Annotated in this window: 28 protein-coding genes; 23 read left to right on the forward strand and 5 right to left on the reverse strand. The window is 44.6% G+C overall.

Annotation, left to right across the window (positions count from 1 at the left end; all coding sequences use genetic code 11):
* Positions 1-197 precede the first annotated feature (197 nt).
* The 3 genes from galE (at position 198) to BN1765_RS07370 (ending at position 2,492) form a co-directional block, all read left to right on the forward strand.
* Positions 198-1,190, forward strand: coding sequence for a UDP-glucose 4-epimerase GalE (gene galE / locus BN1765_RS07365; protein WP_050614507.1), 993 nt, complete (start codon positions 198-200; stop codon positions 1,188-1,190).
* A gap of 247 nt (positions 1,191-1,437) precedes the next feature.
* Entirely contained in the window at positions 1,438-1,665 is a 228-nt protein-coding gene (locus BN1765_RS19495) for a hypothetical protein (protein WP_075050787.1), read from the forward strand.
* Between the two features lie 50 nt (positions 1,666-1,715).
* Positions 1,716-2,492, forward strand: a complete 777-nt coding sequence (locus BN1765_RS07370) for a tyrosine-protein phosphatase (protein WP_050614508.1) — start codon at positions 1,716-1,718, stop codon at positions 2,490-2,492.
* Between the two features lie 267 nt (positions 2,493-2,759).
* On the opposite strand, the gene BN1765_RS07375 is transcribed toward BN1765_RS07370, so the two are convergent.
* Positions 2,760-3,092 carry a winged helix-turn-helix transcriptional regulator gene (locus tag BN1765_RS07375; protein WP_050614509.1) on the reverse strand — a complete coding sequence of 111 codons (333 nt, stop codon included), beginning with the start codon at positions 3,090-3,092 and terminating at the stop codon, positions 2,760-2,762.
* A gap of 153 nt (positions 3,093-3,245) precedes the next feature.
* On the opposite strand from BN1765_RS07375, the gene BN1765_RS07380 reads away from it, so the two are divergent.
* Both BN1765_RS07380 and BN1765_RS07385 read left to right on the forward strand, forming a co-directional pair.
* Positions 3,246-4,097, forward strand: a complete 852-nt coding sequence (locus tag BN1765_RS07380) for a VOC family protein (RefSeq protein ID WP_050614510.1) — start codon at positions 3,246-3,248, stop codon at positions 4,095-4,097.
* Between the two features lie 47 nt (positions 4,098-4,144).
* Positions 4,145-4,744, forward strand: coding sequence for a nitroreductase family protein (locus tag BN1765_RS07385; RefSeq protein WP_050614511.1), 600 nt, complete (start codon positions 4,145-4,147; stop codon positions 4,742-4,744).
* A 276-nt stretch (positions 4,745-5,020) separates the two neighbouring features.
* Here the strand turns inward: BN1765_RS07385 and BN1765_RS07390 are convergent, their stop codons facing one another.
* Together BN1765_RS07390 and BN1765_RS07395 are read right to left on the reverse strand one after the other, a co-directional pair.
* Entirely contained in the window at positions 5,021-6,112 is a 1,092-nt protein-coding gene (locus tag BN1765_RS07390; RefSeq protein WP_050614512.1) for a DUF1648 domain-containing protein, read from the reverse strand.
* A 5-nt stretch (positions 6,113-6,117) separates the two neighbouring features.
* Complete coding sequence (locus BN1765_RS07395) at positions 6,118-6,501, reverse strand: GntR family transcriptional regulator (protein WP_230199568.1); 384 nt, start codon at positions 6,499-6,501, stop codon at positions 6,118-6,120.
* A gap of 254 nt (positions 6,502-6,755) precedes the next feature.
* Between BN1765_RS07395 and BN1765_RS07400 the strand changes: the two genes are divergently transcribed.
* The 3 genes from BN1765_RS07400 (at position 6,756) to BN1765_RS07410 (ending at position 10,156) form a co-directional block, all read left to right on the forward strand.
* Positions 6,756-7,256, forward strand: coding sequence for a DUF1572 family protein (locus BN1765_RS07400; RefSeq protein WP_050614514.1), 501 nt, complete (start codon positions 6,756-6,758; stop codon positions 7,254-7,256).
* Between the two features lie 36 nt (positions 7,257-7,292).
* Positions 7,293-8,414, forward strand: coding sequence for a glycerate kinase (locus tag BN1765_RS07405; protein ID WP_050614515.1), 1,122 nt, complete (start codon positions 7,293-7,295; stop codon positions 8,412-8,414).
* A gap of 173 nt (positions 8,415-8,587) precedes the next feature.
* Positions 8,588-10,156 carry an IS1182 family transposase gene (locus BN1765_RS07410; protein ID WP_050614516.1) on the forward strand — a complete coding sequence of 523 codons (1,569 nt, stop codon included), beginning with the start codon at positions 8,588-8,590 and terminating at the stop codon, positions 10,154-10,156.
* 120 nt (positions 10,157-10,276) lie between these two features.
* On the opposite strand, the gene BN1765_RS07415 is transcribed toward BN1765_RS07410, so the two are convergent.
* A complete protein-coding gene (locus BN1765_RS07415) occupies positions 10,277-10,504 on the reverse strand; it encodes a sulfurtransferase TusA family protein (RefSeq protein WP_050614517.1) in 228 nt (75 codons plus the stop codon).
* A 48-nt stretch (positions 10,505-10,552) separates the two neighbouring features.
* The gene (locus BN1765_RS07420; RefSeq protein ID WP_187119429.1) at positions 10,553-11,620 is read right to left on the reverse strand and encodes a YeeE/YedE family protein; all 1,068 of its coding nucleotides are present in this window, start codon (positions 11,618-11,620) and stop codon (positions 10,553-10,555) included.
* Positions 11,621-11,875: 255 nt separating this feature from the next.
* Between BN1765_RS07420 and BN1765_RS07425 the strand changes: the two genes are divergently transcribed.
* The 15 genes from BN1765_RS07425 (at position 11,876) to BN1765_RS07495 (ending at position 26,785) form a co-directional block, all read left to right on the forward strand.
* The gene (locus tag BN1765_RS07425; RefSeq protein ID WP_050614518.1) at positions 11,876-12,700 is read left to right on the forward strand and encodes a M55 family metallopeptidase; all 825 of its coding nucleotides are present in this window, start codon (positions 11,876-11,878) and stop codon (positions 12,698-12,700) included.
* Between the two features lie 13 nt (positions 12,701-12,713).
* Complete coding sequence (locus BN1765_RS07430) at positions 12,714-13,646, forward strand: ABC transporter permease (RefSeq protein ID WP_050614519.1); 933 nt, start codon at positions 12,714-12,716, stop codon at positions 13,644-13,646.
* 74 nt (positions 13,647-13,720) lie between these two features.
* The gene (locus tag BN1765_RS07435) at positions 13,721-14,602 is read left to right on the forward strand and encodes an ABC transporter permease (protein ID WP_390621193.1); all 882 of its coding nucleotides are present in this window, start codon (positions 13,721-13,723) and stop codon (positions 14,600-14,602) included.
* Positions 14,603-14,607: 5 nt separating this feature from the next.
* On the forward strand, positions 14,608-15,597 hold the full coding sequence (locus BN1765_RS07440; protein ID WP_050614521.1) for an ABC transporter ATP-binding protein: 990 nt from the start codon (positions 14,608-14,610) through the stop codon (positions 15,595-15,597).
* Positions 15,598-15,635: 38 nt separating this feature from the next.
* Positions 15,636-17,246 carry a peptide ABC transporter substrate-binding protein gene (locus BN1765_RS07445; protein ID WP_050614522.1) on the forward strand — a complete coding sequence of 537 codons (1,611 nt, stop codon included), beginning with the start codon at positions 15,636-15,638 and terminating at the stop codon, positions 17,244-17,246.
* 93 nt (positions 17,247-17,339) lie between these two features.
* Positions 17,340-18,269 carry a S66 peptidase family protein gene (locus tag BN1765_RS07450; protein WP_050614523.1) on the forward strand — a complete coding sequence of 310 codons (930 nt, stop codon included), beginning with the start codon at positions 17,340-17,342 and terminating at the stop codon, positions 18,267-18,269.
* Positions 18,270-18,299: 30 nt separating this feature from the next.
* The gene (locus BN1765_RS07455; RefSeq protein WP_050614524.1) at positions 18,300-19,403 is read left to right on the forward strand and encodes a dipeptide epimerase; all 1,104 of its coding nucleotides are present in this window, start codon (positions 18,300-18,302) and stop codon (positions 19,401-19,403) included.
* Entirely contained in the window at positions 19,393-20,313 is a 921-nt protein-coding gene (locus BN1765_RS07460) for a C40 family peptidase (RefSeq protein ID WP_050614525.1), read from the forward strand. The genes BN1765_RS07455 and BN1765_RS07460 overlap by 11 nt, the downstream gene beginning before the upstream one ends.
* Entirely contained in the window at positions 20,274-21,323 is a 1,050-nt protein-coding gene (locus BN1765_RS07465) for an ABC transporter ATP-binding protein (RefSeq protein WP_050614526.1), read from the forward strand. Before BN1765_RS07460 ends, BN1765_RS07465 begins: the two co-directional genes overlap by 40 nt.
* On the forward strand, positions 21,320-22,111 hold the full coding sequence (locus BN1765_RS07470) for a serine hydrolase (RefSeq protein ID WP_050614527.1): 792 nt from the start codon (positions 21,320-21,322) through the stop codon (positions 22,109-22,111). The genes BN1765_RS07465 and BN1765_RS07470 overlap by 4 nt, the downstream gene beginning before the upstream one ends.
* A gap of 127 nt (positions 22,112-22,238) precedes the next feature.
* A complete protein-coding gene (locus BN1765_RS07475) occupies positions 22,239-22,562 on the forward strand; it encodes a phasin family protein (RefSeq protein ID WP_050614528.1) in 324 nt (107 codons plus the stop codon).
* Between the two features lies 1 nt (position 22,563).
* Complete coding sequence (locus tag BN1765_RS07480) at positions 22,564-24,177, forward strand: ABC1 kinase family protein (protein ID WP_050614529.1); 1,614 nt, start codon at positions 22,564-22,566, stop codon at positions 24,175-24,177.
* 392 nt (positions 24,178-24,569) lie between these two features.
* Complete coding sequence (locus BN1765_RS07485; RefSeq protein WP_050614530.1) at positions 24,570-25,349, forward strand: transporter substrate-binding domain-containing protein; 780 nt, start codon at positions 24,570-24,572, stop codon at positions 25,347-25,349.
* Between the two features lie 16 nt (positions 25,350-25,365).
* Positions 25,366-26,031: an amino acid ABC transporter permease gene (locus BN1765_RS07490; protein ID WP_050614531.1), complete on the forward strand. Its 666-nt coding sequence runs from the start codon at positions 25,366-25,368 to the stop codon at positions 26,029-26,031.
* 13 nt (positions 26,032-26,044) lie between these two features.
* Positions 26,045-26,785, forward strand: a complete 741-nt coding sequence (locus tag BN1765_RS07495; protein ID WP_050616705.1) for an amino acid ABC transporter ATP-binding protein — start codon at positions 26,045-26,047, stop codon at positions 26,783-26,785.
* The last annotated feature ends 65 nt before the right edge of the window (positions 26,786-26,850 follow it).

Consider the following 26,850-nt stretch of genomic DNA (forward strand, 5'->3'; position numbering starts at 1 on the left):
AATAGAAACATTAATTTAGTATATTTCTGAATATGGTTATGGACATGCTTCAAGAAGTATAGCGATTATACGGAGAATGTAGGTGTAGAATATTATTCTATTGGATGTGAGGCAGGAATCCCAATTTTAGAAGTAGAAGAATCCTTAAAATAATTATTAGATGAATTGAAATTGTACAAATGAATAGGAGAATCATTATGAAAATCCTAGTAATCGGCGGAGCCGGCTACGTTGGCTCACATGCAGTAAAAGGATTGTTGGAAAAAGACTACGAGGTTGTTGTTGTGGATAACCTAGAAACCGGTCATAAGGAAGCTGTTCCTTCAAACGTTTCCTTCTACATCGGGGATATGCGTGACAAAGCATTTTTAGATGAAGTATTTGAAAAAGAAAACATCGATGCTGTTATGCACTTCGCGGCACACTCACTAGTTGGTGAATCAATGGTGGATCCATTGAAGTATTTCCACAACAATACATATGGCATGTTGGTATTGCTTGAGGTTTTGAAGAAAAGAAACGTAGATAAAATTGTCTTCTCATCTACAGCTGCGACATATGGAGAGCCTAAATGTATCCCAATTACGGAAAAGGAGCAGACTAATCCAACGAATCCATATGGTGAATCTAAACTGATGATGGAAAAAATGATGAAGTGGGCAAATGGAGCATATGGCATCCGTTTCGTATCACTTCGTTATTTTAATGTAGCTGGTGCTTGTTTAGATGGTACAATCGGTGAGGATCATCGAATCGAAACTCACTTGATTCCATTAGTATTACAAACAGCCCTAGGTAAGAGAGAAAACATCACTATTTTTGGAGATGACTACGATACAAAGGATGGCACATGTATTCGTGATTATATCCATGTAGTGGACTTAATTGATGCACATATTTTAGCGTTGGAGTACCTATCAGAAGGTAACGAAAGTAATATCTTTAACTTAGGTAGTGCAACTGGTTATTCGGTGAAGGAAATCATTGATGCGGCAAAAGAGGTAACAGGTTTGCCAATCAATGTCGTACAAGGTGAAAGAAGAGCTGGGGATCCTAGTACATTAATTGCTTCTAGTGATAAAGCGAAGACCATTTTAAAATGGAATCCGAAGCATACTGATATCTCTCAAATCATCCAAAATGCTTGGGTGTGGCATAAAAACCACCCAAATGGATATTTGGATAAATGAAATTGATATTGTGGCCCGTCTCATTGTGAGACGGGCTTTTTTACGTGTGTAAGGCATGGCAACTATCTAGAGGGTGAAAGTCCGTTGTGGGGGGTACACATCAACCAACCACTAAGGAAGCGCAAGGTAATTATCGTGAGGTAGGGGCTGGAGAAAGCATGGAATAAAATCTTGGCTCGACGAACAGAAATCTGATACAAAGGCTCTATAAAGGGATAAGACTCCGTAACAAGTCAAAGTCCAAAAGATGTGCGTAACTTTATGGAGTAAATCAGGTGCTATCACACTGCCAAAGTCAAATGTGCTTAAGTTTTATTGCGAGGACGGCTCTTGGTTCTGCTTAAGGCCGTCAGGAACAGAACCGAAAATCAAAATTTATTTTGCGGTTCGTGGTGACTCAAATGAAGCAAGTGACCTTATGCTAAGTACATTGCAAGAAGCTGTGATACAAAAAGTCGATTCTCTTATAAAATAGACAGACAAAAGAAATAGGAACTAACGTGATTTTTGAAAGGGTGACATAGAATGATTGATATTCACTCACACATATTACCTGGTATTGATGATGGCGCTCAAACGTTGGAAGACAGCTTAGCGATGGCAAGGCAAGCGGTTGAGCAAGGGATTTCAACGATTATAGCGACTCCGCATCATCGGAACGGAAAATTTGAAAACGATAAAAACTCTATTTTACTTAAAGTAGAAGAGTTAAATAGGGAGATTGAGAGAGCAGGTATACCGATTCGAGTTCTTCCCGGGCAAGAGTGCCGTATTCATGGTGAAGTAATTGATGGATTTCATAATGGCGAAATCCTGACGATGAATGATAATGGAAAGTATGTATTGATCGAATTCTCTTCGAATCATGTGCCAATGTATGCGAATCAGTTGTTGTGCAATATGCAATTTGAAGGAATTTTGCCGATCATTGTTCACCCGGAAAGAAATCATAAGCTACTAGAACAGCCGGAGCTTGTTTATGAAATGGTCGAAAAGGGCATTTTCATGCAAGTAACAGCGGCCAGTATAGTAGGAGCATTCGGCAAAAAGATTCAAACGTTTTCTATGCAAATGTTTGAAGCGAATCTAGTGCATTTCATTGCATCAGATGCCCATAATGTCACAAGCAGGGGTTGCAAAATGAAAGACGCATATAAGGTAATCGAGAAAAAGTTCGGTTCAGAGTATGTTTCCTATTTGAAAGAGAATGCAAGATTAGTAATGGAAGGTAAACCTATTTGGAGCAATAATCCTCAGCCAATCAGAAAAAAGCGTTCTTTCTTTAATTTACTCCCATTTTAAGCAGTTCTTAAAAACCTTCTTGTAACACATACATATAAACTCGATGTCTTATGGATGATCGAGCTTAGTTTCTTTTTGGAGAATAAGAGGATGTAAAAAAGTTTAGATTTTAAACAAGAGCTCTTTAGCTTCAAATTTATTATATGTGTACTTATTAGATAAATAGTAATAGCAAAGTGAACCCCTAAGTTTGATTAAAAACACAACTTAGGGGTTCATTTTAATCCTTATTAAGTTAGAGGAGCACGGACTTTTTGCTGCTGATCCTCATCCTTTGTCTTCCTCGTCTAAAGTCACCCAGTCTTGGGACCACGTCTCCACACACTCAAAGATCGGTTTTAAAGCTCGTCCTTTGTCCGTTAATGAATACTCAATCCGTACGGGCGTTTCCGGGTAGACATCCCTCTTTACAATTCCTGATTGCTCCAGATCCTTTAGCCGGTCGGAAAGCACTCTTCCGCTGATCGTAATGCTTGCTTCTATTTCACTGAAACGCTGCGGGCCGCCATTTAATAGTTGGTAAACAATAAGGCCGGTCCAACGTTGGCTGATTATACTCATTGCTTTTTCGAACTTGGGACATAAACGTGAATCATACATTGTCCTCACCTCTTAGGGCTAATTATACAGGATAATTACAAAAAACAAAATAATTACTATTTTTCAACTGCTTACTTGACGTATTAAAATTATAAATGTATACTTACTTACATAAAGTAACTAACTTACCCTAGTTAAAAGGGGATGAAGCGATTGGGGTTCCATACATCACCGAATAAATTTATTCAGCATGTAAGATTAAACGTTACTAATTTGGAAAAGTCGCTTCTTTTTTATACAGATTTCCTTGGATTTAAAATCGTGGAGGAGTCTGATAAAGAAGTGAAGTTGGGTACAGACGAAGAAAAAGCTCTTATTATTCTTCAACAGCCAAACGCAGTAGGGCCAAAAGAAAAAAGGGCTACTGGCCTTTATCATTTTGCCATTCTGCTGCCTTCGCGGGCTGACTTGGGGCGATTCCTGCTCCATCTTGCCAAAAATCGATATCCGCTTGGCGCCGCCGACCATTTAGTGAGCGAAGCCTTGTATTTTAATGATCCGGATGGGAATGGCATCGAGGTATACAGTGATCGTCCGAAAGAGAGTTGGAAATGGAAGAATGGCCAGGTTGATATGGCGACCATCGAGCTTGACGCTGAAAATGTATTGGCAGAGGGTGAGGGGAAGCCATGGACAAGGATGCCGGCAGCGACAAAGATGGGGCATATCCATCTGCATGTAGCCGATTTGGCAGAGGCTGAGTCATTTTATGGCGATGCATTAGGCTATGAAGTAGTCAGCCAGTTTGGCAACGAGGCAGCATTTTTATCAACAGGCAAGTACCACCATCATATTGGCATTAATACGTGGAATGGCACGGGTGCTCCGAAGGCCAGTGAGAATAGCGCCGGATTGGCGGAATTCGCCATAGCCATCGCTTCCCACGAAGAGATGGAAAAGGTAAAAGCTGCTTTAACAGCGTTCGGTGCTCCGTTGGAAATGCAAAATGGCATCTATTATACGGAGGATCCATCTGGGAATCGTATTTCATTAGTGCTTGTGTGAGATGATGATTTACAAATTTAATCAACTTAACAAAGGGGAAATGAAAAATGAGTAAAGATATCTATAGTGCACTGAAAGACAGACGTTCTATTTATGCAATTAGCAAGGAAGCGCCTATTTCTGACGAAAAAATCCAAGAAGCCATTGAGCATGCGGTGAACTATTCACCTTCTGCGTTCAACTCGCAAACATCGAGAGTCCTTGTCCTTTTGGGGGAACAGCATGACCGTTTATGGGATATAACAAAAGAAACACTCAGAAAGATTGTTCCGGCGGAAGGATTTGCGAGCACAGAGCAGAAAATGGAATTGTTCAAGGCTGGATACGGTACTGTTCTGTTCTTTGAAGAACAAGAGACAGTTGCCGCCCTGCAAAAACAATTTGAGGCTTATAGCGATAATTTCCCAATTTGGTCCGAACATTCAACCGGTATGCTGCAATTAGCGGTTTGGACAATATTGGAAGCGGAAGGATTCGGGGCTTCACTGCAACATTATAATCCGTTGATCGATGAAGCTGTTGCTGCTGAATGGAATGTTCCTTCAAGCTGGAAGCTGACTGCGCAAATGCCATTCGGCAAACCAGTGGCAGAAGCAGGGGAAAAACAATTCAATCCAATTTCAGACCGCGTGAAAGTTTATAAATAAGAACATCTATTAAAAGCCGCTATTTGTTAGCGGCTTTTTTGCATTACCGGACATTCGATGATAATAGGTGGATTAATTGTCTGTTCACTCTGGGGCGGCTGTGCCAGCTTGCTTCAAAGGAATAAAGCACAATCCGGTATATAGCATAAACGCCCCAAAGAGGGAAATGCCACCGATATAGACAGTCATCCACGATGGGGACAGGTAGGCGCCCAGGATAAGCGCTAGAAAAAATACCTTTGTGCGAATATAGCTTTGTATTTTCATGAGAATCTACTATAGGATGGACAACAGAATAGGCACTAGAATGATTCCGCCCAATATAATCCAAGACAGAGGATGGGCAAAATTGCATGTCCAGCCGATGCCGAATCTCTTTTCCACGAAGAAGGAAGGATCGTTTTTGTTCCAATAGAAGATTCCTCCTTTCCAATGCTCATCATCATCTGTATTGGTATATGCCGTTTCTTTCCCGGCTGCACCCTTAAGCCGGCTTCCGCCTTGACCGGTTTTGAATGATAGGATAATAGCCCCGACGACCAGGAGAAAGGCCAAAGCCAAAGAGATGTATGTTCCTGCACGTTCAGGGAACATACCGAAAGAGATTAATTCAATCATAAGGAAGAGTGCGGATATGAGAATAGCGGCAATAATTGAATACCCCGACCATATTCTTCTGAAGGCCAGATTCTGCTCCAATGATTTACCGGGGTTGGATGAGTCAATCTGTTGTTTGGCTTTCATAATGCCGATATTGACCCCGACCATAACGACCAGCAGAAAGGCCTGCATAAGCGGAATGGAAGCGACCGACATAGGGGTTTTGGCACTATACCCATCTGCATTTCCCTGGAAATCAAAATGTGTAGGAATCCGGCTTGGCAATGAATCGTATTTTACATAAGCTAATAGCGCTGTCACTAGTATGACAAGGGCAGGGATAGCAAACCAGTAAAAGGAATAGACAGGCTTTTGGGAACGGAAGGAAGTATTCACTATTCTTCTCTCGGTATGTTGATCGGTGAACCATCCTTCTTTAAACTTCAGCTTTTTCAGTTCCTTATGGGAAGGAACGTAGAAGGCTGCAGGTACAACCACGATGGGGATCAAAATAATGACGGCCATTATGTTCTCCGTTAAATAGGCTGGATAGAGATAATGTCCGGCAACGATCAATCCGGTAAGCAGAATGGAAGCAATTCCGGTCCGATATGCATATTGTTTTCTCATGCGGTTGATATCGCTCCTCCTCGATACGCTTTCTGGGAGCGAAACACCGAATAGCTCAGTCTTCCGGGTAAGGTAAGGAATGGTTGCGGCGAGCAGGATTGCCGGCAACAATAGAATGAACAGCAGTAAACCTTCCATTTTCTTTACTCCTTTTCAATTGAAATTTGATGGTAGACAGTAGCGGACAGCCGCTGAAAATCCTCTAGAGTGAGGCCTCGGCAAATCGATTCAAGCATAATTGGGTACATTTTCTCTGCCATTCTCTGCAGCTGGCCCTCTGAAGCTGCCCGAGCTTCCGCACTTTCGATGATGGCCCCTTTTTTTCGATGGATCGTTATAAAGCCCTCTTGTTTAAGTTGTTGATAGGCTTTGTTGACAGTCAGCATATTGACCCCAAGATCTCCTGCAAGCGACCGTACAGAAGGCAAAGCATCACCGGCTTTGAGTTCGCCTGCAGCGATTCCTTTCATGACCGCTTGAACCAATTGCGTATAAATAGGCGTTTCCGATTCAAAATTGATTTCCATCCACAAGAGCAAGGACCTCCTAGTTGTCTTCATTCATTTTTACTGGCGTTAAGCTAGTGATCAAGCAGCAGCAAGAATCTTATTTGTCCAACAAATGGACAGAGGGGAAAGACCCCGGGTAAAGTTTTATCTGTTATACTTAATATATAACAAAGTAACAGAATTGTAATTATTTTTTTCTCATTTTCCATAGGATTTCTTTACTCTCTTAAAGAATAGGTTAAGTGACAGTGTAAAGAAAGGGGTAGGACGGGATGATTGGAAAAGAATATTTACGCGTGGTCCGTGTGCGGATCAATGACATGAAAAAACTGGCGGAGGGCGCTTTCAGCCAGGTAAGCGACAGCGGACTGTTCTGGCATGAGAGCAAACAATGCAATAGTATTGCCGTGATTGTGAAGCACTTAAGCGGCAATATGGTTTCGCGCTGGACAGATTTTCTGACAAGTGACGGAGAAAAAGAAAGCCGCAATCGCGATGGGGAGTTCATCCAGCATTTTTCGAATCGCCAGGATATGCTGCGAAGCTGGAATTTGGGTTGGAATACATTCTTCGCCGCTTTGGAAAGTTTGCGGGATACGGACTTATTGAAGACAGTTACAATCCAGCAAGAACCCCATTCCGTAATTGAAGCGCTAGAAAAGCAAATGGTGCATTATTCATATCACATAGGCCAGATTGTTTATATAGCTAAACAGTTGGCGGGCGATGATTGGACCAGCCTTTCTGTTCCCCTCAAACAGCAAAAAGTGTAAAGCAGCGATACGATCGGCAAAAGGAGTGTTTAGACGATGAGTATAGTAATTGCAATCGATTCCTTCAAAGGATCCTTAACGAGCATGGAAGCCGCAGAAGCGGTTAAAGCAGCTTTGCTAGATTATGGAATGGATAACGCCATTACGATTCCTATTGCGGATGGCGGGGAAGGGACGGTTGCCGCCTTCCTGGCTGGCGGCCGGGGAGAATGGATTCGGGAAGAAGCCACAGACCCGCTTGGGCGGCAGATAATTGCTCATTATGGTTGGGTGGAAGAAGATAAAATAGCCATCATAGAATGTGCGGCTGCTTCCGGGATTACATTGTTGAAAGAAGAAGAGCTGGATCCATGGGAAGCCACTTCCTATGGTACAGGCCAGCTGATGCAGGCGGCAATTGCCAAAGGAGCCCGGAAAATAATCGTAGGATTGGGAGGAAGCGCCGTCATAGATGGAGGCATGGGCATGCTTGAAGCACTGGGAGCTACTTTTTTCGATAAGGAGGGAAGCCGTTTAAAGCCGAACGGAGCTTCCCTCGGAAAAGTTGCTTCGATTTCGCTCAGCGGACTGCCGGATGTTTCCATCGAAGTTGCATCCGATGTCACCAATCCACTCTTAGGAGAAAAAGGAGCCGTTTCATTTTTTGGCAAGCAGAAGGGATTGAAGCCAGAAGACAGAGCGGCTTTTGAAAGGAATATGGAACATTACGCCCGGATTGTTGCCGGCGCAGTTCACAAGGATTGTTCGGGACTTATTGGCAGCGGAGCGGCAGGAGGGCTTGGGTTTGCGTTCCATAGTTTCTTTCCATCCCGCTTCTCAAGCGGCTTTGACTTGTTGGCGGAGAAGATAAATTTAGACGGTTTGATTCGAAATGCCAGCTTAGTCATTACCGGCGAAGGCAGAATGGATGAACAATCCCTCCATGGCAAAGTGCCTGGAGGGATAGGCAAATTGGCCAAAAGGCATGGCAAGCCAGTGGTCGCTTTTACAGGCAAAGTGGATATAGATGCCAATGTGGCGAAACGAGAAGGAATCGATGCCATCCTTCCGATCGTGAATGGACCGATGTCCCTGGAGGAAGCGATGGAACACGCCCCTGCCCTACTTTATGAAGCGGCCTGCCGGATGTGCCAATTGATGAAGCTCACATTCGATTGAATGAATCCATAAACAAACGAGGCTGGGACAGAACCCTCCTCTAAAATGAAAAAGCCGGTGAAATTTTACAATGAGTAAAATTTCACCGGCTTTGATTTTTTTCAAAATAAAATAAGGACATTCTCTGTTAAAATTAAGTTACCACACAAAACCAAACAGAAAGAAGTGTCCTTATGTTTAAAGATTATAACATGAATCAATTAATTTTGCCTTTAGATTTAGAAGTCAGATTACAAAAGAATGATATCGCCTTCCATGTACACCACTTAGTTGAAAGTATTCCTCATGAAGCGTTTGAACCATTTCTGCGGAATGAGGGTTGTCCTGCCTATCATCCACGCATGATGTTGAAAATTATCCTATGTGCCTATACACAATCTGTCTTTTCAGGTCGGAAAATAGAAGCCCTTTTAAAGGACAGTATTCGTATGATGTGGCTGGCGCAAGGATATGAACCAAGCTACCGCACCATCAACCGTTTCCGTGTTCAACCTGAAGTAAAAGAATTAATCCGCCAATGTTTCGTTCAATTCCGTTGCCAGCTCGTCCAAGAAAAAATCATTGATCAAGAAGCCATCTTTATTGATGGAACGAAGATTGAAGCGAATGCGAATAAGTTTACGTTTGTTTGGAAGAAATCCATCGAGAAGTATCATCAGGGATTAATCGAAAAATCAAATCATCTATATAAAGAGCTGCTTAAAAATGAAATCATGCCTCAAATTGTACAGGAAAGTGAAGAAGAGTTAACGTTGGAAGAGCTCACTCAAATCGTTGAAAAAGTAGATGAAGTGATTTCTGAGTACGATCAAAAAATAGAGGCATCAACGAATGGAGCCGAGCGAAAAGCGTTGAGAAGTGAACGGAAATTCCCAAAACAAGCACGAAAACAATTAATGGACCATATCCAACGAAAACAGAGATATCAAAAAGACTTTGAAATATTCGGCACACGAAATAGTTATTCAAAGACAGATCCCGACGCGACCTTTATGCGTATGAAAGATGATTATATGAAAAATGGTCAATTGAAAGCCGGTTATAATGTACAAGTGGCAACAGAAGGACAATACGCGCTTGCCTACAGCCTCTTTTCGAATCCAACTGATACCCGTACATTAATCCCGTTCTTAGACCAAATTGAACAACATTATTTTGAGTTGCCAAAGCACATCGTCGCAGATGCAGGATATGGAAGTGAACAGAATTATGATGATATCCTTTCAAATCGTAAACGAGAAGCGTTAATTACCTATGGAATGTACGTGAAAGAGCAAAAGAAGAAATATAAACAAAACCCATTCAATACAGCGAATTGGCAGTATGACAAAGAAAAGGATGTATACACGTGTCCCAACCAACAACAACTTGTCTTTAAAAATTATTCAGTACGAACAGATAAAGAAGGCTTCACACGTGAATTTAAGATTTATGAGTGTGAAAACTGTTCAGGATGCCCATTGCGTTCCTCATGTACAAAAGCAAAAGAAGGAAACCATCGAAAAGTAATGGTGAATGAAAAATGGGAACAACAAAAAGAATACGTAAGAGCGAAGCTTTCAGAAGAAGAAACGAGTTCCATTTATCGTAAAAGAAAAATAGATGTGGAACCAGTTTTTGGATTCTTGAAGGCTAATTTGCATTTCAATCGATTTTCAGTTCGAGGAAAATCGAAAGTTGAAAATGAAATGGGCCTTGCATTAATGGCCGTGAATTTAAGGAAATTCACGGCTAACAGGTAAGGATGATTAGAGAAGAATAGAAAAAAGTGAAATTGAGCGCACTCAATTTCACTTTTTTCATTACTTTTTTCATTATTGAAGCTAGTTCTGTCCCAGCCTCGTTTGTTATTTGAAATCCAGTTATTTGCCTTTTCTGACGACTATTTTCCATTGTGCATCGCTGGTTTGTTCGAATTCGGTCACATCATGTCCTTCAGTGGCTGCCCAGCGGGGAATGGTTTCCGTTGCTTGTGTGCAGTCGAAATGGATAATCAGCTCATCACCTGCAGATAAGGTTTCCATTGCTTTCTTTGCTTCCACCAATGGGAATGGGCAAACCATTCCTGTTGTTTCCAATACTTTTTCCATCCCTTTTTCCTCCTTTAAAAATGGGGAGATAACCCCTTTATTCTTCTTTTAAGATGCTTGGGCTGTTGTTGCTGGCGATTGGGCTGCTTTTTTGCTTTTCCGGATAATAGTAAAGTAGACAGCGACCCATGTGCCGATCAAAAAGAACACGATGGATGCCCAGCCCTGCCAGGTGAAGATGGCGGAGTTCACCAAGCCGTTACCGATGGTGCAACCGCCTGCCAGTGTAGCGCCGAATCCCATAGCGAGACCGCCGATGGCATTGTTTCTAAGCGTTTTTTTATCAGGAAGGCGGAAACGGAATTCGCCGCTTCCTTTCGCTGCGATAAAGGAACCAATAAAAATACCGATCACCAGGAACACGCCCCAATCCAGCAAGGCTTTGTCGCCTGTCACTGCATATTGAAGGACTTTCGCGCTCGGTGTTGTGATGCCCAAACCGTGCATCCGTCCGGTTGCTTCACTCAGCGGCCAGGCGAGTATGGCAATCAAGCCGACAAGCAATGCAGTGAAGAAGGGATGCCAGGACCGTTCAAAAAGCAGATGGGCAATGCCCGTCTTTTTCGGCTTTAAGCGGGCCACTTTTATTTTTGGTTTCTTCATTTCACGAAAAACGAAGCCCCCCACAATGAGAGTGATCAATAAAACTAAAAGCCAAGGCGACACACGGAATGTTTGAAAGATATAAGTGTCCTTCATCTGATAAGAAAGGACCTTATTGGCGGTTGGTGATAGAACACCAAATTTAGACATTGCTGCCCCGAGCATGTAGCCAAACAAAGCAACCCAGCTGCCGATCAACCCTTCGCCGGCTCGGTACCAAGTACCGGTTGCACAGCCCCCGGCGAGCACCATGCCGATACCGAAAATCAAGCCGCCAATCAGCGTGCCTGCCCAAGGGAACGGCCCCGCTTCCAACGAGATATATCCAGCATCCTTAAGCAGGAAGACACCAATGCTTTGGATGGCAATGACAATGAAAGTCGCCAGGAACATTCTCCCGTCCCGCGCGATCAATAAATCCCTATATGCCCCGACAACGCAAAAGCGCCCTCTTTGCAGGACAAATCCTAATAATAAGCCGCAAATAATACCAGTAATAATCATTTGAACCATATAGACAGCTCCTTTTGTTTTCCAGGATAAAACAATAATACAATAATCCTTATCCAATTACTAGGTTTTAGCGTTTGTTTTTTGAAAAATGGGCATTTTGACCATGTTTTAAAGAGTGGGAAATATCATTTCAGAAAAACGGAATAAGCGAATAACGATGCCGAGAAAATAAGAAGAATAGACCTTGAAGATTATTGTGTAATAATTTATAATTATATGAATTATCAGTTAAATAAGAAGGGAGTGGAAGGAGCAATGAAAATCTATCTAAGTGTTGATATGGAAGGAATTACTGGTTTAGTAGATTACACGCACGTGTTTTCCAACCAGCATAATTATGAAAGAGGCAGGGCTATTATGACTGCCGAAGCAAATGCGGTCATTTCAGCCGCGTTTGAGGAAAAAGCAGCGGAAGTCATTGTCAATGACAGCCATTCAAAAATGAATAATCTGTTGATTGAGCAAATCCATCCAGAAGCCAAACTGATTTCCGGCGATGTGAAGCCATTTTCAATGGTCCAGGGGCTTGATGGCTCATATGATGGAGCTATTTTTGTAGGATACCATGCCCGGGCATCCGCTAAAGGAGTCATGTCCCATACGATGGTATTCGCTGTCAAAAAAATGTACATAAACGAAGTGGAGGTCGGGGAGTTAGGCTTCAATGCCTATGTTGCCGGCCACTATGGCGTCCCGGTCATCATGGTCGCGGGCGATGACGGAGCCGCGGATGAAGCGGGCGAACTCATCCCCGGCATTACAACGGCCATTGTCAAAAAAACCACATCCAGATCCTCGGCATTATCACTCACACCGCAGAAAGCGCATCAGTTACTGCAAGAGAAAACCGTCCAAGCAATCCGCAACAAAAAGAATGTCAAACCACTCATCCCGCCAGAACATCCATTGCTGACAATCGAATTTAATAACCAAGGCCAAGCAGAATGGGCCAGCCTTATGCCGGGCACCGAATGGCACGAAGGGACGACAAAAGTGTCATTCAAGGCGAAAGATATTCTAGAAGCCTATCAAGCCATGCTTGTGATGACAGAATTAGCTACGAACTCGACTTTCAATTAGGAAGTGAAAAGAGATGTCCGGATATATCGCTAAACGATTTACAGCCATGCTTTTAACATTATGGGTTATTATGACACTCACCTTTATTTTAATGCACAGCATCCCAGGATCTCCTTTCAATAATGAAAAAACGACCAGTGAACAAGTAAGAAAGAATATGGAGGCGTTTTACCATTTGGATGAGCCCTTGCCTGTCCAATATGTCTATTATTTAAAGTCGTTGGTGACATTGGATTTTGGGCCATCGATCTCTAAGTCATCGCAGGATGTCAACGACATGCTGGGCGCTGGATTTCCGGTTTCCTTTGAATTGGGGGCTCTGACTTTGCTGGTGGCTACCGTCTCAGGAATTGCGCTTGGCACCTTGGCGGCTCTTCGGCATAACGGTGTCATTGATTATTTGGCAATGGGGTTTGCGGTGTTGGGGATATCGGTGCCCAACTTTGTCCTCGCCACTCTTTTGATTCAGGTACTCGCCGTCCACTGGCCTATTTTTCCGCCAGCCACATGGACAAGCCCGCTCCATATGGTACTGCCGACTTTGGCGCTTGCCACGGGACCGATGGCGATCATCGCCAGGCTGACCCGGTCGAGCATGCTTGAAGTATTGACACAGGATTATATTAGAACAGCCCGGGCAAAAGGGCTGTCGCCTGTAAAGATTGTCATCAGGCATGCCCTTAAAAACGCATTAATGCCGGTCATTACCGTGCTGGGATCCCTTGCAGCGGGCATCCTTACGGGAACTTTCGTCATTGAAAAAATCTTCGCTATCCCGGGAATGGGACGCTATTTTGTGGAAAGCATCAATACACGGGATTATCCGGTGATTATGGCGACAACGGTCTTTTATGGCGGCCTGTTGATCATTATGCTTTTCTTGGTCGACTTGGCCTACGGATTAGTGGATCCACGCATCAAGCTACATAAAAAGGAGGGCCGATAACCATGTTGGTCCAAAAAGAAGATAAGAGCACAGAGGAAATTCCTTATGAATGGTTTTTGCCTTCAGATCCCGGTATGGCAGAAGCTGAAGCCATTGTACGGCCGAGCCAGTCTTTTTGGCAGGATGTCTGGCGGCGGCTTAAGGCCAATAAGCTGGCGATGGCAGGATTGTTTTCTTTAGTTGTATTGATTGTGATGGCGGTCATCGGGCCATACATTTCTCCCCATAGCGGAGGGGTTGGCGCCCAGCAGCTGACCAAACAGAATCTGCCGCCTTCTTCTGAATATTGGTTTGGCACGGATGATCTGGGAAGGGATGTATTCACCAGAACATGGTACGGAGCCCGAATCTCTCTTTTCGTAGGGTTTATGGCCGCTTTGATCGATTTCTTCATTGGAGTGATTTATGGAGGCATTGCCGGCTACAAGGGAGGGAAAACGGACTCCGTCATGATGAGGATCGTGGAGGTGCTGTACGGCCTTCCTTATTTATTGGTTGTCATTTTATTGATGGTCGTTATGGGGCCGGGAATGGGCACAATCATTCTAGCTCTGTCTGTCACCGGCTGGGTCGGTATGGCCCGAATGGTTCGCGGACAGGTGTTGCAAATCAAAAACTATGAATTTGTGCTCGCTTCTAAAACATTTGGGACAGGAACAGGCAGAATCATTCGGAAAAACCTGCTGCCGAATACAATGGGCTTGATCATTGTGCAGATGACGTTGACTGTCCCTTCGGCTATTTTCGCCGAAGCTTTTCTCAGCTTTCTCGGGCTTGGAATCCAGTCGCCGATGGCAAGCTGGGGGTCAATGGCCAATGATGCACTGCCGGTGATCTTGTCGGGTTATTGGTGGAGATTATTTTTTCCTGCATTCTTTATTTCATTGACGATGTTCAGCTTTAATGTGCTCGGAGACGGCTTGCAGGATGCGCTAGATCCAAAGCTTAGGAGGTAAGGCAGATGACAGTTATATTGCAAGTGGAGGACCTCCACGTTTCATTCAAAACATATGGAGGCCAGGTGAAGGCGGTCCGGGGAGTCTCATTTTGTTTGCATAAAGGGGAAACACTGGCGGTGGTCGGTGAATCGGGCTGCGGCAAAAGCGTTACATCGCAAAGCATCATGGGACTCCTGCCTGCTTATACAAGTGAAATCACGAATGGAAGAATCCTGTTTGGCGGCAGCGACCTGGCAAGCATGGATGACCGTTCCATGAGGAAAATACGAGGCGCCGATATTTCGATGATTTTCCAGGATCCTATGACCGCCTTGAATCCCACCATGACGATTGGCCGGCAAATGACAGAAGGGATCATGGAGCACCGCAAGCTCTCGAAGCAGCAGGCCAAAGCAAAAGCCTTGGAGATGATGAAGCTCGTAAGCATACCGAATGCAGAGCTGCGCATGAAACAATACCCACATGAATTCAGCGGCGGGATGCGGCAAAGAATTGTCATAGCTATGGCACTGGTATGCGAGCCGCAGATTCTGATTGCCGATGAGCCGACTACCGCACTTGATGTAACCATACAAGCGCAAATACTAGAGCTCTTCAAAGACATCCAGAAAAAGACAGGTGTCAGCATCATTTTGATCACACATGACCTTGGGGTTGTAGCTTCAGTAGCCGACCGAGTGGCTGTGATGTACGCCGGCAAAATAATTGAAGAAGGCACCAAGCGGGATATTTTTTATCGTCCCCATCATCCTTATACACAAGGATTGCTTCATTCAGTTCCCCGGCTTGATGATGAGGCCAAAGAATTGCTTCCCATCCCCGGCACGCCTCCGGATTTGTTTGCGCCACCGATTGGATGTGCGTTTGCAAGCAGATGTCCACATGCGATGGTCGTCTGCGGCAAGTTATATCCGGGAAGCAGGGAAGTTGCCAAAGGCCATTATGCGGATTGCTGGTTGCTTGATGAGAGGGCAAAAGTACTTCATCGATGAAATACAACATATATATTTCATATTGAGGGGGTTTACGTATGAAGAAAGCGATGTTGCTATTGATCATGTCTTTGCTGGTCTTTACGATGGCTGCCTGTACGGCGAACGAGAAAGCAGGCACAAAAGAAAAAGAGGGGAACGCTAAAAAGATTCTGTATTTGAATAATGGAGATTCTCCGAAATCCTTTGACCCGCCCATCGGGTTCGACTCTGTTTCTTGGAATCCATTGAATAATCTAATGGAAGGCATGGCCCGCTTGGATAAGAATGATAAACCCCAACCGGCCATGGCTGAAAAATGGGACGTGAGTGAGGATGGGACGCACTATACGTTCCATATCCGCGGCGATGCCAAATGGTCGAACGGTGACCAGGTGACTGCACAGGATTTTGAATATGCCTGGAAGCGCCTGCTTAATCCGGAAACGGGATCTCCAGCTTCTTTTCTCGGTTATTTCATCAAGGGAGGGGAAGCTTACAATAGCGGTAAAGGAAAGGCTGAAGATGTCGCTGTAAAGGCAAAGGACGACCAAACGTTGGAAGTGACACTGGAAGCGCCGCAAGCGTATTTCATCAATGTGATCACAAATCCTGCGTTCTTCCCGATTAATCAAAAAGTGGCGGAGAAGGATCCGAAATGGTTCAATTCCGCTGAGACATTTGTTTCTAACGGACCTTTCAAGCTCAGTGAATGGAAGCAAGGAACCTCTTTCAATATGGCCAAGAATAAAGAGTATTGGGATGCCAAAAACGTGAAGCTGGACGAAGTGCATTGGGCAATCATCAGCGATCCGACAACCGAGTACCAAATGTTCGAACGGGGTGAACTAGACAGCAGCTCTGTCCCCTCTGAAGTAAGCGAAAAGCTGTATAAAGAAAACAAAGTCGACGTTGTGGACCAAGGCGGCATCTATTTCTATCGATTGAATGTCAATAAGCCGCCTTTCCAGAATAAAAATATACGCAAGGCTTTTGCCATGGCGATCGACCAAAAGCAAATTGTCGACTTTGTGACGAAGAATAAAGAAAAGCCGGCATATGGCTTTGTTTCATACGGTCTGAAAGATAATGAAGGAAACGATTTCCGCGAAACAAATGGCGATCTTTTGAAATCCGATCCCTCAGAAGCGAAGAAGCTGCTGGAGGCGGGGATGAAGGAAGAAGGGTACAGCAAACTGCCTGCCATTACACTCACATACAGCACATCGCCTAACCACCAAAAAATAGCGGAGACGATCCAACAGATGCTCAAACAAAACCTGGGTGTGGATGTAAAGCTGGCCAATATGGAATGGAATGTCTTCAGCGAAAAGCAATCGAATCTGGAATTCCAATTCAGCAGAAGTTCGTTCCTGCCGGATTACGCCGATCCAATCAATTTTCTTGAAAGCTTCCAAACGGGCCACAGCATGAACCGTACAGGCTGGAGCAATGCCCAGTATGACTCGCTCATTAAATCCGCCAAGGCTGAAGGAGATGAAACGAAGCGGTTTGCAGATATGTATGAGGCCGAAAAAATATTGATGGATGAAATGCCGATCATACCGATTCACTTCTACAACCAGCCGCACCTGGTCAATGAAAAAGTGAAAGGGATTGTCTACCATCCTGTCGGCTACATGGACCTTAAGTGGGCAGAAAAGAAATAAAAAAGATGGCATCCAAATGGATGAAGCATGGCAAGGGATGTTCTGTTAACTGCGGACATCCCTTCTTGCTTATAGAGGAAGGAGAACGGTCATATGCACATTAAACCATCAAGGCTACAGAAAGGCGATACGGTCGGAATCATTGCCCCTGCCAGTCCGCCGGATCAGCTCCAATTAGAGATTGGCATAAAGTACTTGGAACAGATGGGGCTGTCTGTGAAAAAAGGCAGGCATTTATTTGCCCAAAAGGGATATTTGGCCGCAAGCGATGACGAGAGAGTTTCTGACTTGCATGATATGTTTTTGGATAATGAGGTGAAGGCCATTATTTCAGCGTGCGGAGGATATGGAACCGGAAGAATCGCCTCTCTGCTGGATTATAACTTAATACAAAAGCATCCTAAGATTTTTTGGGGATACAGTGATTTGACTTTCCTGCACACCAGCATCAGGCAAAATAGCAATCTGGTCACCTTCCACGGCCCCATGGTTTCATCTGATATGGGAAAAGCGACTTGGAATTCTGTGTCCTCCCGGTATTTCCAGCAATTGTTCAATCATAAACCGGTTGTATACGACGAGCAGGTCGCCCCGATTGAAACGGCTTTCGAAGGGAGTGCTCGAGGAGAGCTTGTTGGCGGTAATCTCTGTCTGCTCGTCAGTACACTGGGAACACCATTTGAAATCGAGACGGATGGCAAAATTCTTTTCCTAGAGGATATTAATGAAGAGCCCCGCAATATTGACAGGATGCTGAATCAATTATGGATGGCCGGGAAGCTGAGCAATGTGGAAGGCATCATTCTAGGAGACTTTTGTGATTGTACGCCGGGAGAACGAGCAAAATCCTTCACTCTTCAAGAAGTGTTGGATGAGTATGTGAAGAAAATCGGCAAGCCTGCCATCAGCGGCTTGAAAATCGGCCATTGCTCGCCGAATGTTGCCATCCCGCTTGGCACAACGGCTGAGTTCAATACGGGAACCAAGCGATTGCTGATTGAATCCGGGCTGTCATCTTATTAAAAAACAGATCTGTTTGCTGGAGGTTACAGAATGATTATCGAAAACATAGAAACGTTCAAACAATGCGTCCCTCTCACGAAACCATTCAAAACAGCGTTACGTACGGTTGCTCAGGCAGAAAGCATCATTGTGAAAATAACCTGCGACAACGGGATCATCGGTTGGGGGGAAGCTCCGCCAACCCATGTTATAACGGGCGATAGCATGGGAAGCATAAACGGTGCCCTCCTGCATGTGATAAAGCCAGTCTTGCTAGGAGGCTCGCTATCGGCCTATGAACGGTTATTTTCTTTGCTGGACAACAGCATCATCGCCAACCCATCAGCGAAAGCTGCAGTCGATATGGCCATTTATGATTGTTTATCGCAATCTGCCAATCTGCCGCTCTATCAGTATTTGGGAGGATACAGGGATACACTTGAAACTGATTTTACAGTCTCTGTCAATGATCCGGACGAAATGGGGGAAGATGCCCTCCGTTATGCCAAGAAGGGATTCAATGTCCTGAAAGTTAAGGTGGGCAAGGATGATCCTGATTTGGATTTCCAGCGGATCAGAGCCATCCGGCAAAGGGCCGGCAGAGAAATCAAACTCCGTCTGGATGCAAATCAAGGCTGGTCTGTAAAGGAAGCTGTCAGGATCATCCGCCGCTTGGAAGATGCCCAATTGGATATAGAACTGATCGAACAGCCTGTCCACCGCACGGACATACGGGGGCTGAAGGCAGTCAGCGATGCGGTAGATATCCCTATAATGGCGGATGAAAGTATATTCAGCCCGCAGGATGCCTTTGAACTTTTGCGGACAAGAAGCACAGATCTTATCAATATAAAATTGATGAAATCAGGCGGCATACATAAAGCCCTCCTCATCAATAAAATGGCTGAAATGTGCGGAGTCGAATGTATGGTCGGAAGCATGATCGAATCCAAACTTGGATTGACAGCCGCAGCCCATCTGGCAGCAAGCCAAAAAAATATAACACGCTGCGATCTGGATGCAGCATTGATGCTGGACTACGATCCAGTGGACGGCGGCATCATCTATCAAGGCAGGGACATATCGTTTCCAAAACAACCAGGCTTGGGCATTGCGAATTTAAAAGGATTGAGAGGGATCGTTTATGAAGGATGACAGAAGAGTAATCTCGGTGCCGGTTGCCACTGTGTGGACGTCTTTTGACAGTCCGAGGAAAGAAGACCACAGCTATCTGTCGGCAAACTCTAAAGTAGATTGTTGGATTAAGAGCCAATCGTATGATCAACTTCTGAATCTGTGCGAAGACAATAGAGTGCAGACTCAAGTATTGTTTGGGGAAGAAGTCATCGTTCAAGAAGAAAGAGGGGAGTGGTGCTCGGTCTTGATACCAGGACAGCCATCTTCCAAACATGTTGCCGGTTATCCAGGCTGGATTCCGACTTCGTTGCTCAGCCATAGAAAAGGAGAAAGCGAAGAACTGCCGCTTGCCATAGTAGAAAGTAAACAGGCGGCTTTATTGTTTAATGATGGAACTGAATGGAAAGTCAGCTATGCGACTTTCTTTGGTGTGGCAGGAATGAATGGGGATCAAGTGATTGTCCATACTGCAAGAGGATTAGCACAGGTTCTGAAAAAGGATGTATCCCTTTATCCATCTTATGAAACAATAGAGGGTAAAACGGGAAAGGATCTGATTTTATCCGCGGAGGCCTTTCTTGGCTTGCCTTATTTATGGGGCGGAACAAGCGGGTTCGGATATGATTGTTCCGGTTTCACCTATAGCATCTGCCGGGCCAATGGGAAAATAATCCCGCGGGATGCACATGACCAGGCTGGACAGGGGAAAACAGTTCCTCTTGATCGGCTGGAACCGGGTGACCTATTGTTCTTTGCGTATGAAGAAGGCCAAGGCGCTATCCATCATGTAGCCTTCTATTATGGCGACGGCCGGATCATCCACGCCCCAAAGACAGGGAAGACGGTCGAAATCATTCCGCTTGCGGGGATGGAATATGAAAGGGAATTATGCGCTGCCAGAAGATATATTGCGGAGGGATTGCAGTGAACAGAGACATTCTTTTAAAAGTAAATCATCTGAAAAAACATTTTCCCCTTGGAAAAGGCAAAGCAGTCAAAGCGGTAGATGGTGTGAGCCTGCATATGTATAGAGGAGAAACACTTGGGATTGTGGGAGAATCCGGCTGCGGTAAGTCGACACTCGGTAGGAGCTTGATCGGTTTATACCAACCGACAGAAGGGGAAGTGATTTATGGAGGTCGGAATCTGAAGGATATGAATGAAAAGGAGCGTTTTGCCTTTCACCGTAATATGCAGATGGTTTTCCAAGATCCTTATGCTTCTCTAAACCCCAGATCAACGGTCGCAGAGTTGATTGCCGAGCCAATGGATGTGCATGGTATGTACAAAAATAAACAAGAAAAGATGCGGGCGATTGTTCGGCTGCTTGAGGATGTAGGCTTGAACGGAGAGCATGCGAACCGCTACCCTCATGAATTCAGCGGCGGGCAAAGGCAGCGGATCGGCATTGCCCGGGCGCTGGCGCTGAACCCGGAATTCATCATTGCCGATGAGCCTATTTCTGCTCTGGATGTTTCGGTGCAGGCTCAGGTTATCAATCTGCTGAAAAGGCTGCAGAAAGAGAAAGGGCTAACGTTTTTATTCATCGCCCACGATCTGTCCATGGTCAAACAAATCAGCGATCGAATCGGAGTGATGTACTTGGGGCATATGGTGGAGATGGCCGACAGCCGCGCGTTGTATGAACGCCCTTTTCATCCTTATACACAAGCCTTGCTTTCTGCCGTGCCGATTCCTGATCCCGACAAAGAAGAACAGCGGGAACGCATCATATTGAAAGGCGAAATTCCGAGCCCCATCGACCCGCCTAGTGGATGTACATTCAGGACAAGATGCCGCTACTCGATGGAAGCTTGCGCAACCATGGCCCCACGCTTTCAGGAGGTAGGCCAGGGCCATTATGCGGCCTGCCATCTATATGACAGCGACGTGGTCGATGCCGGCAAAAGACAAAAGATATTGGCGGTGAAAGGATGAGCCTTGAACAACTGAAAGCTGAATTATCAAAGGCACTGGCTGGGTTCCAAGGCAGCATCGCATACGCCATATATGATGGTGATGGCTGCATAGCAATGAACGCCGGCCAAAGGATGAAAGCCGCCAGCACGATTAAATTGCCTTTATTGTTAATGGCTTTTCGGCTGTATGAGCAGGGACGGCTGGATATACACAGGGAAATCCCATTCACAGACTTAGATATCGTGCCGGGTTCAGGCGTCCTGCAATCTATGAAGCAGAGATCCATCCGGCTGGAGGATGCATTATCCCTCATGATCACAGTGTCCGATAATACGGCAACCAATTTGGTGATTGATGCTATCGGCCTGGACAGATGTAAGGATGGATTTAGGGATATTGGTTTGAAGACTGCATCGCTTCAGCGGAAAATGATGGATTACGAGGGCAGGGAAGCGGGCAAGGAAAACTGGATATCCGCCGAAGATCTGATCGTTTCCTTGAAAAGGATACAGAACGAGGGCTCGTTTTCCGAAGAGAGCAGGAAAGCCATGAGGGAGATGCTCATCAATCAACAATTTCGGGACAAGCTGCCTTATTTGATTGATGAAAACCTGATTGCAGTCGCTAATAAGACTGGAGAGATAGAGGGTGTTGAGAATGATTGCGCCATCTTCTTCTACAAAAATCACGTTTTATATGCGGCCGTTCTATGCGGCAACCTAAAAAAAGAAGGAGAAGGTCAAAGGATTATTCGACATATTGGCGACAAAATCGGCAAATATCTGTTGGCGAAAGACGCGATGTAATACAATTAGAGAGTAATAGTTTCATAAATGAGACTTTTCAGCCAACTACTTCTTACTTCGTAAAGAAACATCAAGAAGAATCGACCTTTACTGGCTTTAAAGGTAAAAATTGAAGGAGGACATACTGATGAGCTTAAACGATGAGATGAAAAAAGTATTGCTTGCGGGTATCGGGGCAGTTGCCGCCACCTATGAAAAATCGCAAGAAGTTGTGAATACATTGGTGAAAAAAGGTGAAATCACAGTAGAACAGGGCAAAGTCCTGAATGAAGAACTAAAGAGAAGTGCTAAGGAATCATCAAAATACAAACAGACTGGGGACGATGGACAAGCGGACGGCCAGCAGGATGAAGAGAACAGCCGCCAGCAGTCACTAATTGACCAATTGAACCAAATGAGCGAGGAGGAACGGGCTGTCCTTAGACGCAAATTAGCTGAAATGGAGAATTAATATGAGCAAGGAAAAGCGGCTGAAAACAAAAAAACAGGAAGAGAGCACGACGGCCCGCCTGAAGGAAATCGTAAATGTGCTGAAGCGCCATGAAATCATCCATGGCATGACTCCAGTAAAATTACGTTTGATTCTTGAAGATTTGGGTCCAACCTATGTGAAAATCGGACAAATCATGAGCATGCGTTCGGATGTCCTGTCGCAAAGGTATTGTGATGAACTCGCAAAGCTTCGAGGAGATGTGAAGCCGCTTGACTTCAATACGATTACCGAGCTGATAGAGCAAGAATATGGACTGCCCGCCGAAGAGGTTTTTCCTAAAATCGAGGAAAAACCTCTTGGTTCTGCTTCTATGGCCCAAGTCCATAAGGTCATCATGAAAGATGGAAGGCAGGCAGTGATCAAGGTGCAGCGCCCCGGCATCAAAGAGACGATGGCACGGGATATTTCATTGATCAGAAAGGCAGCCAAGCTTTTGAAACTGGTAGACAGCCCGATCGATGCCATCGATTTTAACGGCGTGCTGGAAGAAATGTGGATCGTCGCCCAGCAGGAGATGGATTTTATCCTGGAGGCCAACCATTGCCGCGAGTTAACCGAGTTGAATGAAGGAATTCGTTATATCGGCTTTCCGCAGGTGGAATATCATCTATCCACCTCAAAAATATTGGTGATGGAATATGTCGAAGGAATTGAAATCAATCAATTAGACCGGCTTCGTGAATTAGGTTATGACCTACATGAAATAGGCATTAAGCTGGCGGCCAATTATGTCAAACAAGTATTGGATGACGGCGTATTCCATGCCGATCCCCATCCAGGGAACATTTGGATCAGGGACGGGAAAATCATGTGGCTGGACTTGGGAATGGTCGGCCGGTTGGGAAAAAGAGATCAGCAGCTGATCACCAATGCCGTCAAAGCAATTGTCGACCAGGATATATTCGAACTGAAAAATGTAGTTGTCAGCTTAGGGAACACTTCAGGCCGCATCAACCATAGCCTGCTGTATGAAGACATCGAAGATTTGCTGAACAAGTACCGCGAGCTCGATTTTGGCAACCTGAACCTTGGGGATTTGGTCAGTGATATGCTCGATCTGTGCCATTCGCATAAAATACAGGCTCCATCCGGCGTAACGATGCTGGCAAGAGGCATATTGACCATTGAAGGCGTGCTAAGAGATTGTTGTCCGGAAGTGAATTTTATGGAGATCGCCGTCAACCATCTGACAGCAAATACCCTGAAGGATTTTGATTTGACGAAAGAAATGCAAAATAACGGCAAGTCGATTTATCTCTTTGCCAAAAAAGCGAGCCAGATTCCGGGCCAGCTGTCTGATCTTCTGAAGGTACTTTTAAAGGGGCAGGCCAAGTTCAATCTGGATGTCACAGGGGCCGAAGAACCTACAAGGCAATTGGACCACATGGTAGATAAGATGATTATTTGCATCATTTCCGCCTCTCTCTTAATCGGTTCCAGCCTGATTTCCACCACACAAATGAAGCCGTTGGTATTGGATATCCCTCTTTTCGGGATCATGGGCTTTCTTGCTTCCACAGTGCTTAGCGGTTTTTTGCTAGTGGGCGTCATCAAGAAAAGATGGAAAAAATAATAACGTGCATTGCGGGTTGGGCTTCAGAGCCAGCCCTTTTTTGTTTGCGGACAGAGGCATATACTTAATGAAGAAATCATACAAACATACATAAAACAGTTTTTTCAAAGCGGTTTGTTTTTCCCTGTTCACACTGGTGTTTAGTGAGTGATGGTCAAAAAAGGATTAGCGGGAGGTTCAGCACCAGTAAAAATCTGATTGGAGGGAACGCTCCCTGATGAAGCTTTCACTTTACCGGGATAGTGTTTACACTGCCCTTTTGGGTAGTTATAAGTTAAAAACGTGTGGTGTTATTATGGCGAAAAAATGAATAAAGAGGTTTGAAAAATGTAAACAGGGATATTAAATAATATCCAGCAAAGATATTTTTAAGAAAAAAAGGGGGTAACGGTATGAAGAAAGCGTGGTCAGCCGCACTGGCAATGATTGTATTGCTTGTGCTTTCTGCATGTGCAGATAAAGACCAGACAGAGAGCGGCGCCAAATTGATCCATAAGGATGAATTTGTATTTGCTGCCTCCGGAGAATTCAAACCGTTCAGTTATGTGACTGACGATATGAAAATAACGGGGTTTGATGTGGAAGTCGGAAGAGCGGTAGCGAAAGAGCTTGGCCTGAAGCCTGTGGCCAAAAGAATTAAATTTAAGGGGATTATTGAAGGTGTCAAATCAGGAAGAGCGGATGCCGCAGTCGCTAGCCATACAGTAAACGAACAACGGCAAAAACATATGCTATTCTCGACGCCATACTACTATTCGGGTCCGCAGATTTTTACGCGTCCTGATAGCGACATAAAAACGGTTGATGATCTGAAAGGGAAAGAAGTAGCAGTAGCCAAAGGATCTACATATGCCGATACGGCCTCGAAGTATTCAAACAATATCAAAATGTATGACAGTGATATCACGGCGTTGAAAGCGTTGAGTATCGGAAGACATGATGCGGTAATCACTGACTTTGTAACAGGGAAAACCGCCAAGAAGGAAGGGTTTAAAATCAAGGGCCAGCAATTGATTGAGCGCAGTGAACAAGGAATTGTTGTGCCAAAAGACAACCCGCAATTAATCAAAGACATAAACAAAGCGCTCGAACATCTTCGCGAAGATGGAACGCTTGCAAAAATCAGTAAGAAATATTTTGGTGAAGATATCACCCAAAAACCGAAAAATTAGTTAGGTAAGAAAGGAAGTGTTGAGGTTGGGCCATTTTTTTCAAACATTATATGATACAAAAGGCGTCTTTTTAGATGCGATGTGGCTAACGCTGGAATTGACAGTAGTAGCACTTATAATAGGGATTATCGTAGGCTTGTTTTTTGCCTTATTGAAGCTTACTAAAAACAAATTATTATGTCTTATTTCGGATGCATATGTGTATTTGATAAGAGGAACACCTCTAATTGTTCAAATTTTCATACTTTACTTCGGGATCAGTAAAATTTTTCTTATTCCTGATTTTTGGGCGGCATCCTTGGCGTTGGCGCTCCATAACGGTGCCTATATTGCCGAAATCTTCCGTGGAGCCATTCTAGGCGTTGATGCCGGACAGACGGAAGCAGGACGGTCACTTGGGATGTCTAAAGCTTTGACCATGCGGCGGATTATCCTGCCCCAGGCATTCAGAAGCGCTTTGCCTCCACTAGGCAATCAATTCATCATTGCTTTGAAAGACTCCTCTCTTGCCGCTTTCATATCTATGGATGAGTTATTCAATGTATCGACTACACTTGGAAGCAATAACTTCGACGAAATGACATACCTACTGATTGTAGCGGTTTATTACCTCATTTTGGTTGCTATTCTAACGATTGCAGTCAACTTTATGGAAAAACGGATGTCAGTCTATGATCGATAAGGGGGAAGCCGGCATGGCACATGAATTAATACGAATAGAAAAATTGAACAAGTCTTTTGGCGATCTGCATGTTTTGAAAGACGTAAACCTGACAGTAAATGAAGGCGACGTGGTCTGCCTCGTGGGCTCAAGTGGCTCCGGGAAAAGTACATTGCTTCGCTGCATCAACTTCCTTGAGAAGAAAGATAGCGGCAAGATTATCATCGATGATATGGAAATTTCGCCGAAATCCCAGGACATAAACAAGGTCCGCCAACGTGTAGGGATGGTGTTCCAACATTTTAATCTTTTTCCGCACCGTACCGTGCTAGAAAATGTGATTGAAGGACCGGTCATGGTGAAGAAAATTAAAAAAGATATAGCTATTGCGGAAGGAAGAGAGTTATTGGCTAAGGTTGGATTAGAGGACAAAGCCGACGTATATCCCAATAAATTATCCGGCGGGCAGAAACAAAGGGTGGCAATTGCCCGTGCCTTGGCGATGAAACCTGACATCATGCTGTTCGACGAGCCAACGTCTGCATTGGATCCGGAGCTTGTCGGGGAAGTGCTGACAACCATGAAGGAGCTCGCTGAAGAGGGAATGACGATGGTGATCGTTACCCACGAAATGGGCTTTGCCCGCGAGGTTGCCGACTGTATGGTCTTCATGCATGAAGGAAGAATCATAGAAACCAGCGAACCTGATGAGTTTTTTGAACATCCGAAAGAAGAGCGTACAAAAGAATTTTTGAGCACTACAGGACTTAAATAAGATCTATATCAATGAGCATGCGGCCATCTATAATGGCAGCATGCTTTTTTTGTGGAATGAAGGTA

It is taken from the genome of Bacillus testis, from assembly GCF_001243895.1.
Classification (GTDB): Bacteria; Bacillota; Bacilli; order Bacillales; family DSM-1321; genus Bacillus_AD; species Bacillus_AD testis.

Excerpts from the sequence above, each read along its gene's own strand:
- galE (WP_050614507.1), top strand. The coding sequence starts at position 198 with ATGAAAATCCTAGTAATCGGCGGAGCCGGCTACGTTGGCTCACATGCA.
- BN1765_RS19495 (WP_075050787.1), top strand. The coding sequence starts at position 1,438 with ATGTGCGTAACTTTATGGAGTAAATCAGGTGCTATCACACTGCCAAAG.
- BN1765_RS07370 (WP_050614508.1), top strand. The coding sequence starts at position 1,716 with ATGATTGATATTCACTCACACATATTACCTGGTATTGATGATGGCGCT.
- BN1765_RS07375 (WP_050614509.1), bottom strand. The coding sequence starts at position 3,092 with ATGTATGATTCACGTTTATGTCCCAAGTTCGAAAAAGCAATGAGTATA.
- BN1765_RS07385 (WP_050614511.1), top strand. The coding sequence starts at position 4,145 with ATGAGTAAAGATATCTATAGTGCACTGAAAGACAGACGTTCTATTTAT.
- BN1765_RS07390 (WP_050614512.1), bottom strand. The coding sequence starts at position 6,112 with ATGGAAGGTTTACTGCTGTTCATTCTATTGTTGCCGGCAATCCTGCTC.
- BN1765_RS07395 (WP_230199568.1), bottom strand. The coding sequence starts at position 6,501 with ATGGAAATCAATTTTGAATCGGAAACGCCTATTTATACGCAATTGGTT.
- BN1765_RS07400 (WP_050614514.1), top strand. The coding sequence starts at position 6,756 with ATGATTGGAAAAGAATATTTACGCGTGGTCCGTGTGCGGATCAATGAC.
- BN1765_RS07405 (WP_050614515.1), top strand. The coding sequence starts at position 7,293 with ATGAGTATAGTAATTGCAATCGATTCCTTCAAAGGATCCTTAACGAGC.
- BN1765_RS07410 (WP_050614516.1), top strand. The coding sequence starts at position 8,588 with ATGTTTAAAGATTATAACATGAATCAATTAATTTTGCCTTTAGATTTA.
- BN1765_RS07415 (WP_050614517.1), bottom strand. The coding sequence starts at position 10,504 with ATGGAAAAAGTATTGGAAACAACAGGAATGGTTTGCCCATTCCCATTG.
- BN1765_RS07420 (WP_187119429.1), bottom strand. The coding sequence starts at position 11,620 with ATGGTTCAAATGATTATTACTGGTATTATTTGCGGCTTATTATTAGGA.
- BN1765_RS07425 (WP_050614518.1), top strand. The coding sequence starts at position 11,876 with ATGAAAATCTATCTAAGTGTTGATATGGAAGGAATTACTGGTTTAGTA.
- BN1765_RS07430 (WP_050614519.1), top strand. The coding sequence starts at position 12,714 with ATGTCCGGATATATCGCTAAACGATTTACAGCCATGCTTTTAACATTA.
- BN1765_RS07435 (WP_390621193.1), top strand. The coding sequence starts at position 13,721 with ATGGCAGAAGCTGAAGCCATTGTACGGCCGAGCCAGTCTTTTTGGCAG.
- BN1765_RS07440 (WP_050614521.1), top strand. The coding sequence starts at position 14,608 with ATGACAGTTATATTGCAAGTGGAGGACCTCCACGTTTCATTCAAAACA.
- BN1765_RS07445 (WP_050614522.1), top strand. The coding sequence starts at position 15,636 with ATGAAGAAAGCGATGTTGCTATTGATCATGTCTTTGCTGGTCTTTACG.
- BN1765_RS07450 (WP_050614523.1), top strand. The coding sequence starts at position 17,340 with ATGCACATTAAACCATCAAGGCTACAGAAAGGCGATACGGTCGGAATC.
- BN1765_RS07455 (WP_050614524.1), top strand. The coding sequence starts at position 18,300 with ATGATTATCGAAAACATAGAAACGTTCAAACAATGCGTCCCTCTCACG.
- BN1765_RS07460 (WP_050614525.1), top strand. The coding sequence starts at position 19,393 with ATGAAGGATGACAGAAGAGTAATCTCGGTGCCGGTTGCCACTGTGTGG.
- BN1765_RS07465 (WP_050614526.1), top strand. The coding sequence starts at position 20,274 with ATGCGCTGCCAGAAGATATATTGCGGAGGGATTGCAGTGAACAGAGAC.
- BN1765_RS07470 (WP_050614527.1), top strand. The coding sequence starts at position 21,320 with ATGAGCCTTGAACAACTGAAAGCTGAATTATCAAAGGCACTGGCTGGG.
- BN1765_RS07475 (WP_050614528.1), top strand. The coding sequence starts at position 22,239 with ATGAGCTTAAACGATGAGATGAAAAAAGTATTGCTTGCGGGTATCGGG.
- BN1765_RS07480 (WP_050614529.1), top strand. The coding sequence starts at position 22,564 with ATGAGCAAGGAAAAGCGGCTGAAAACAAAAAAACAGGAAGAGAGCACG.
- BN1765_RS07485 (WP_050614530.1), top strand. The coding sequence starts at position 24,570 with ATGAAGAAAGCGTGGTCAGCCGCACTGGCAATGATTGTATTGCTTGTG.
- BN1765_RS07495 (WP_050616705.1), top strand. The coding sequence starts at position 26,045 with ATGGCACATGAATTAATACGAATAGAAAAATTGAACAAGTCTTTTGGC.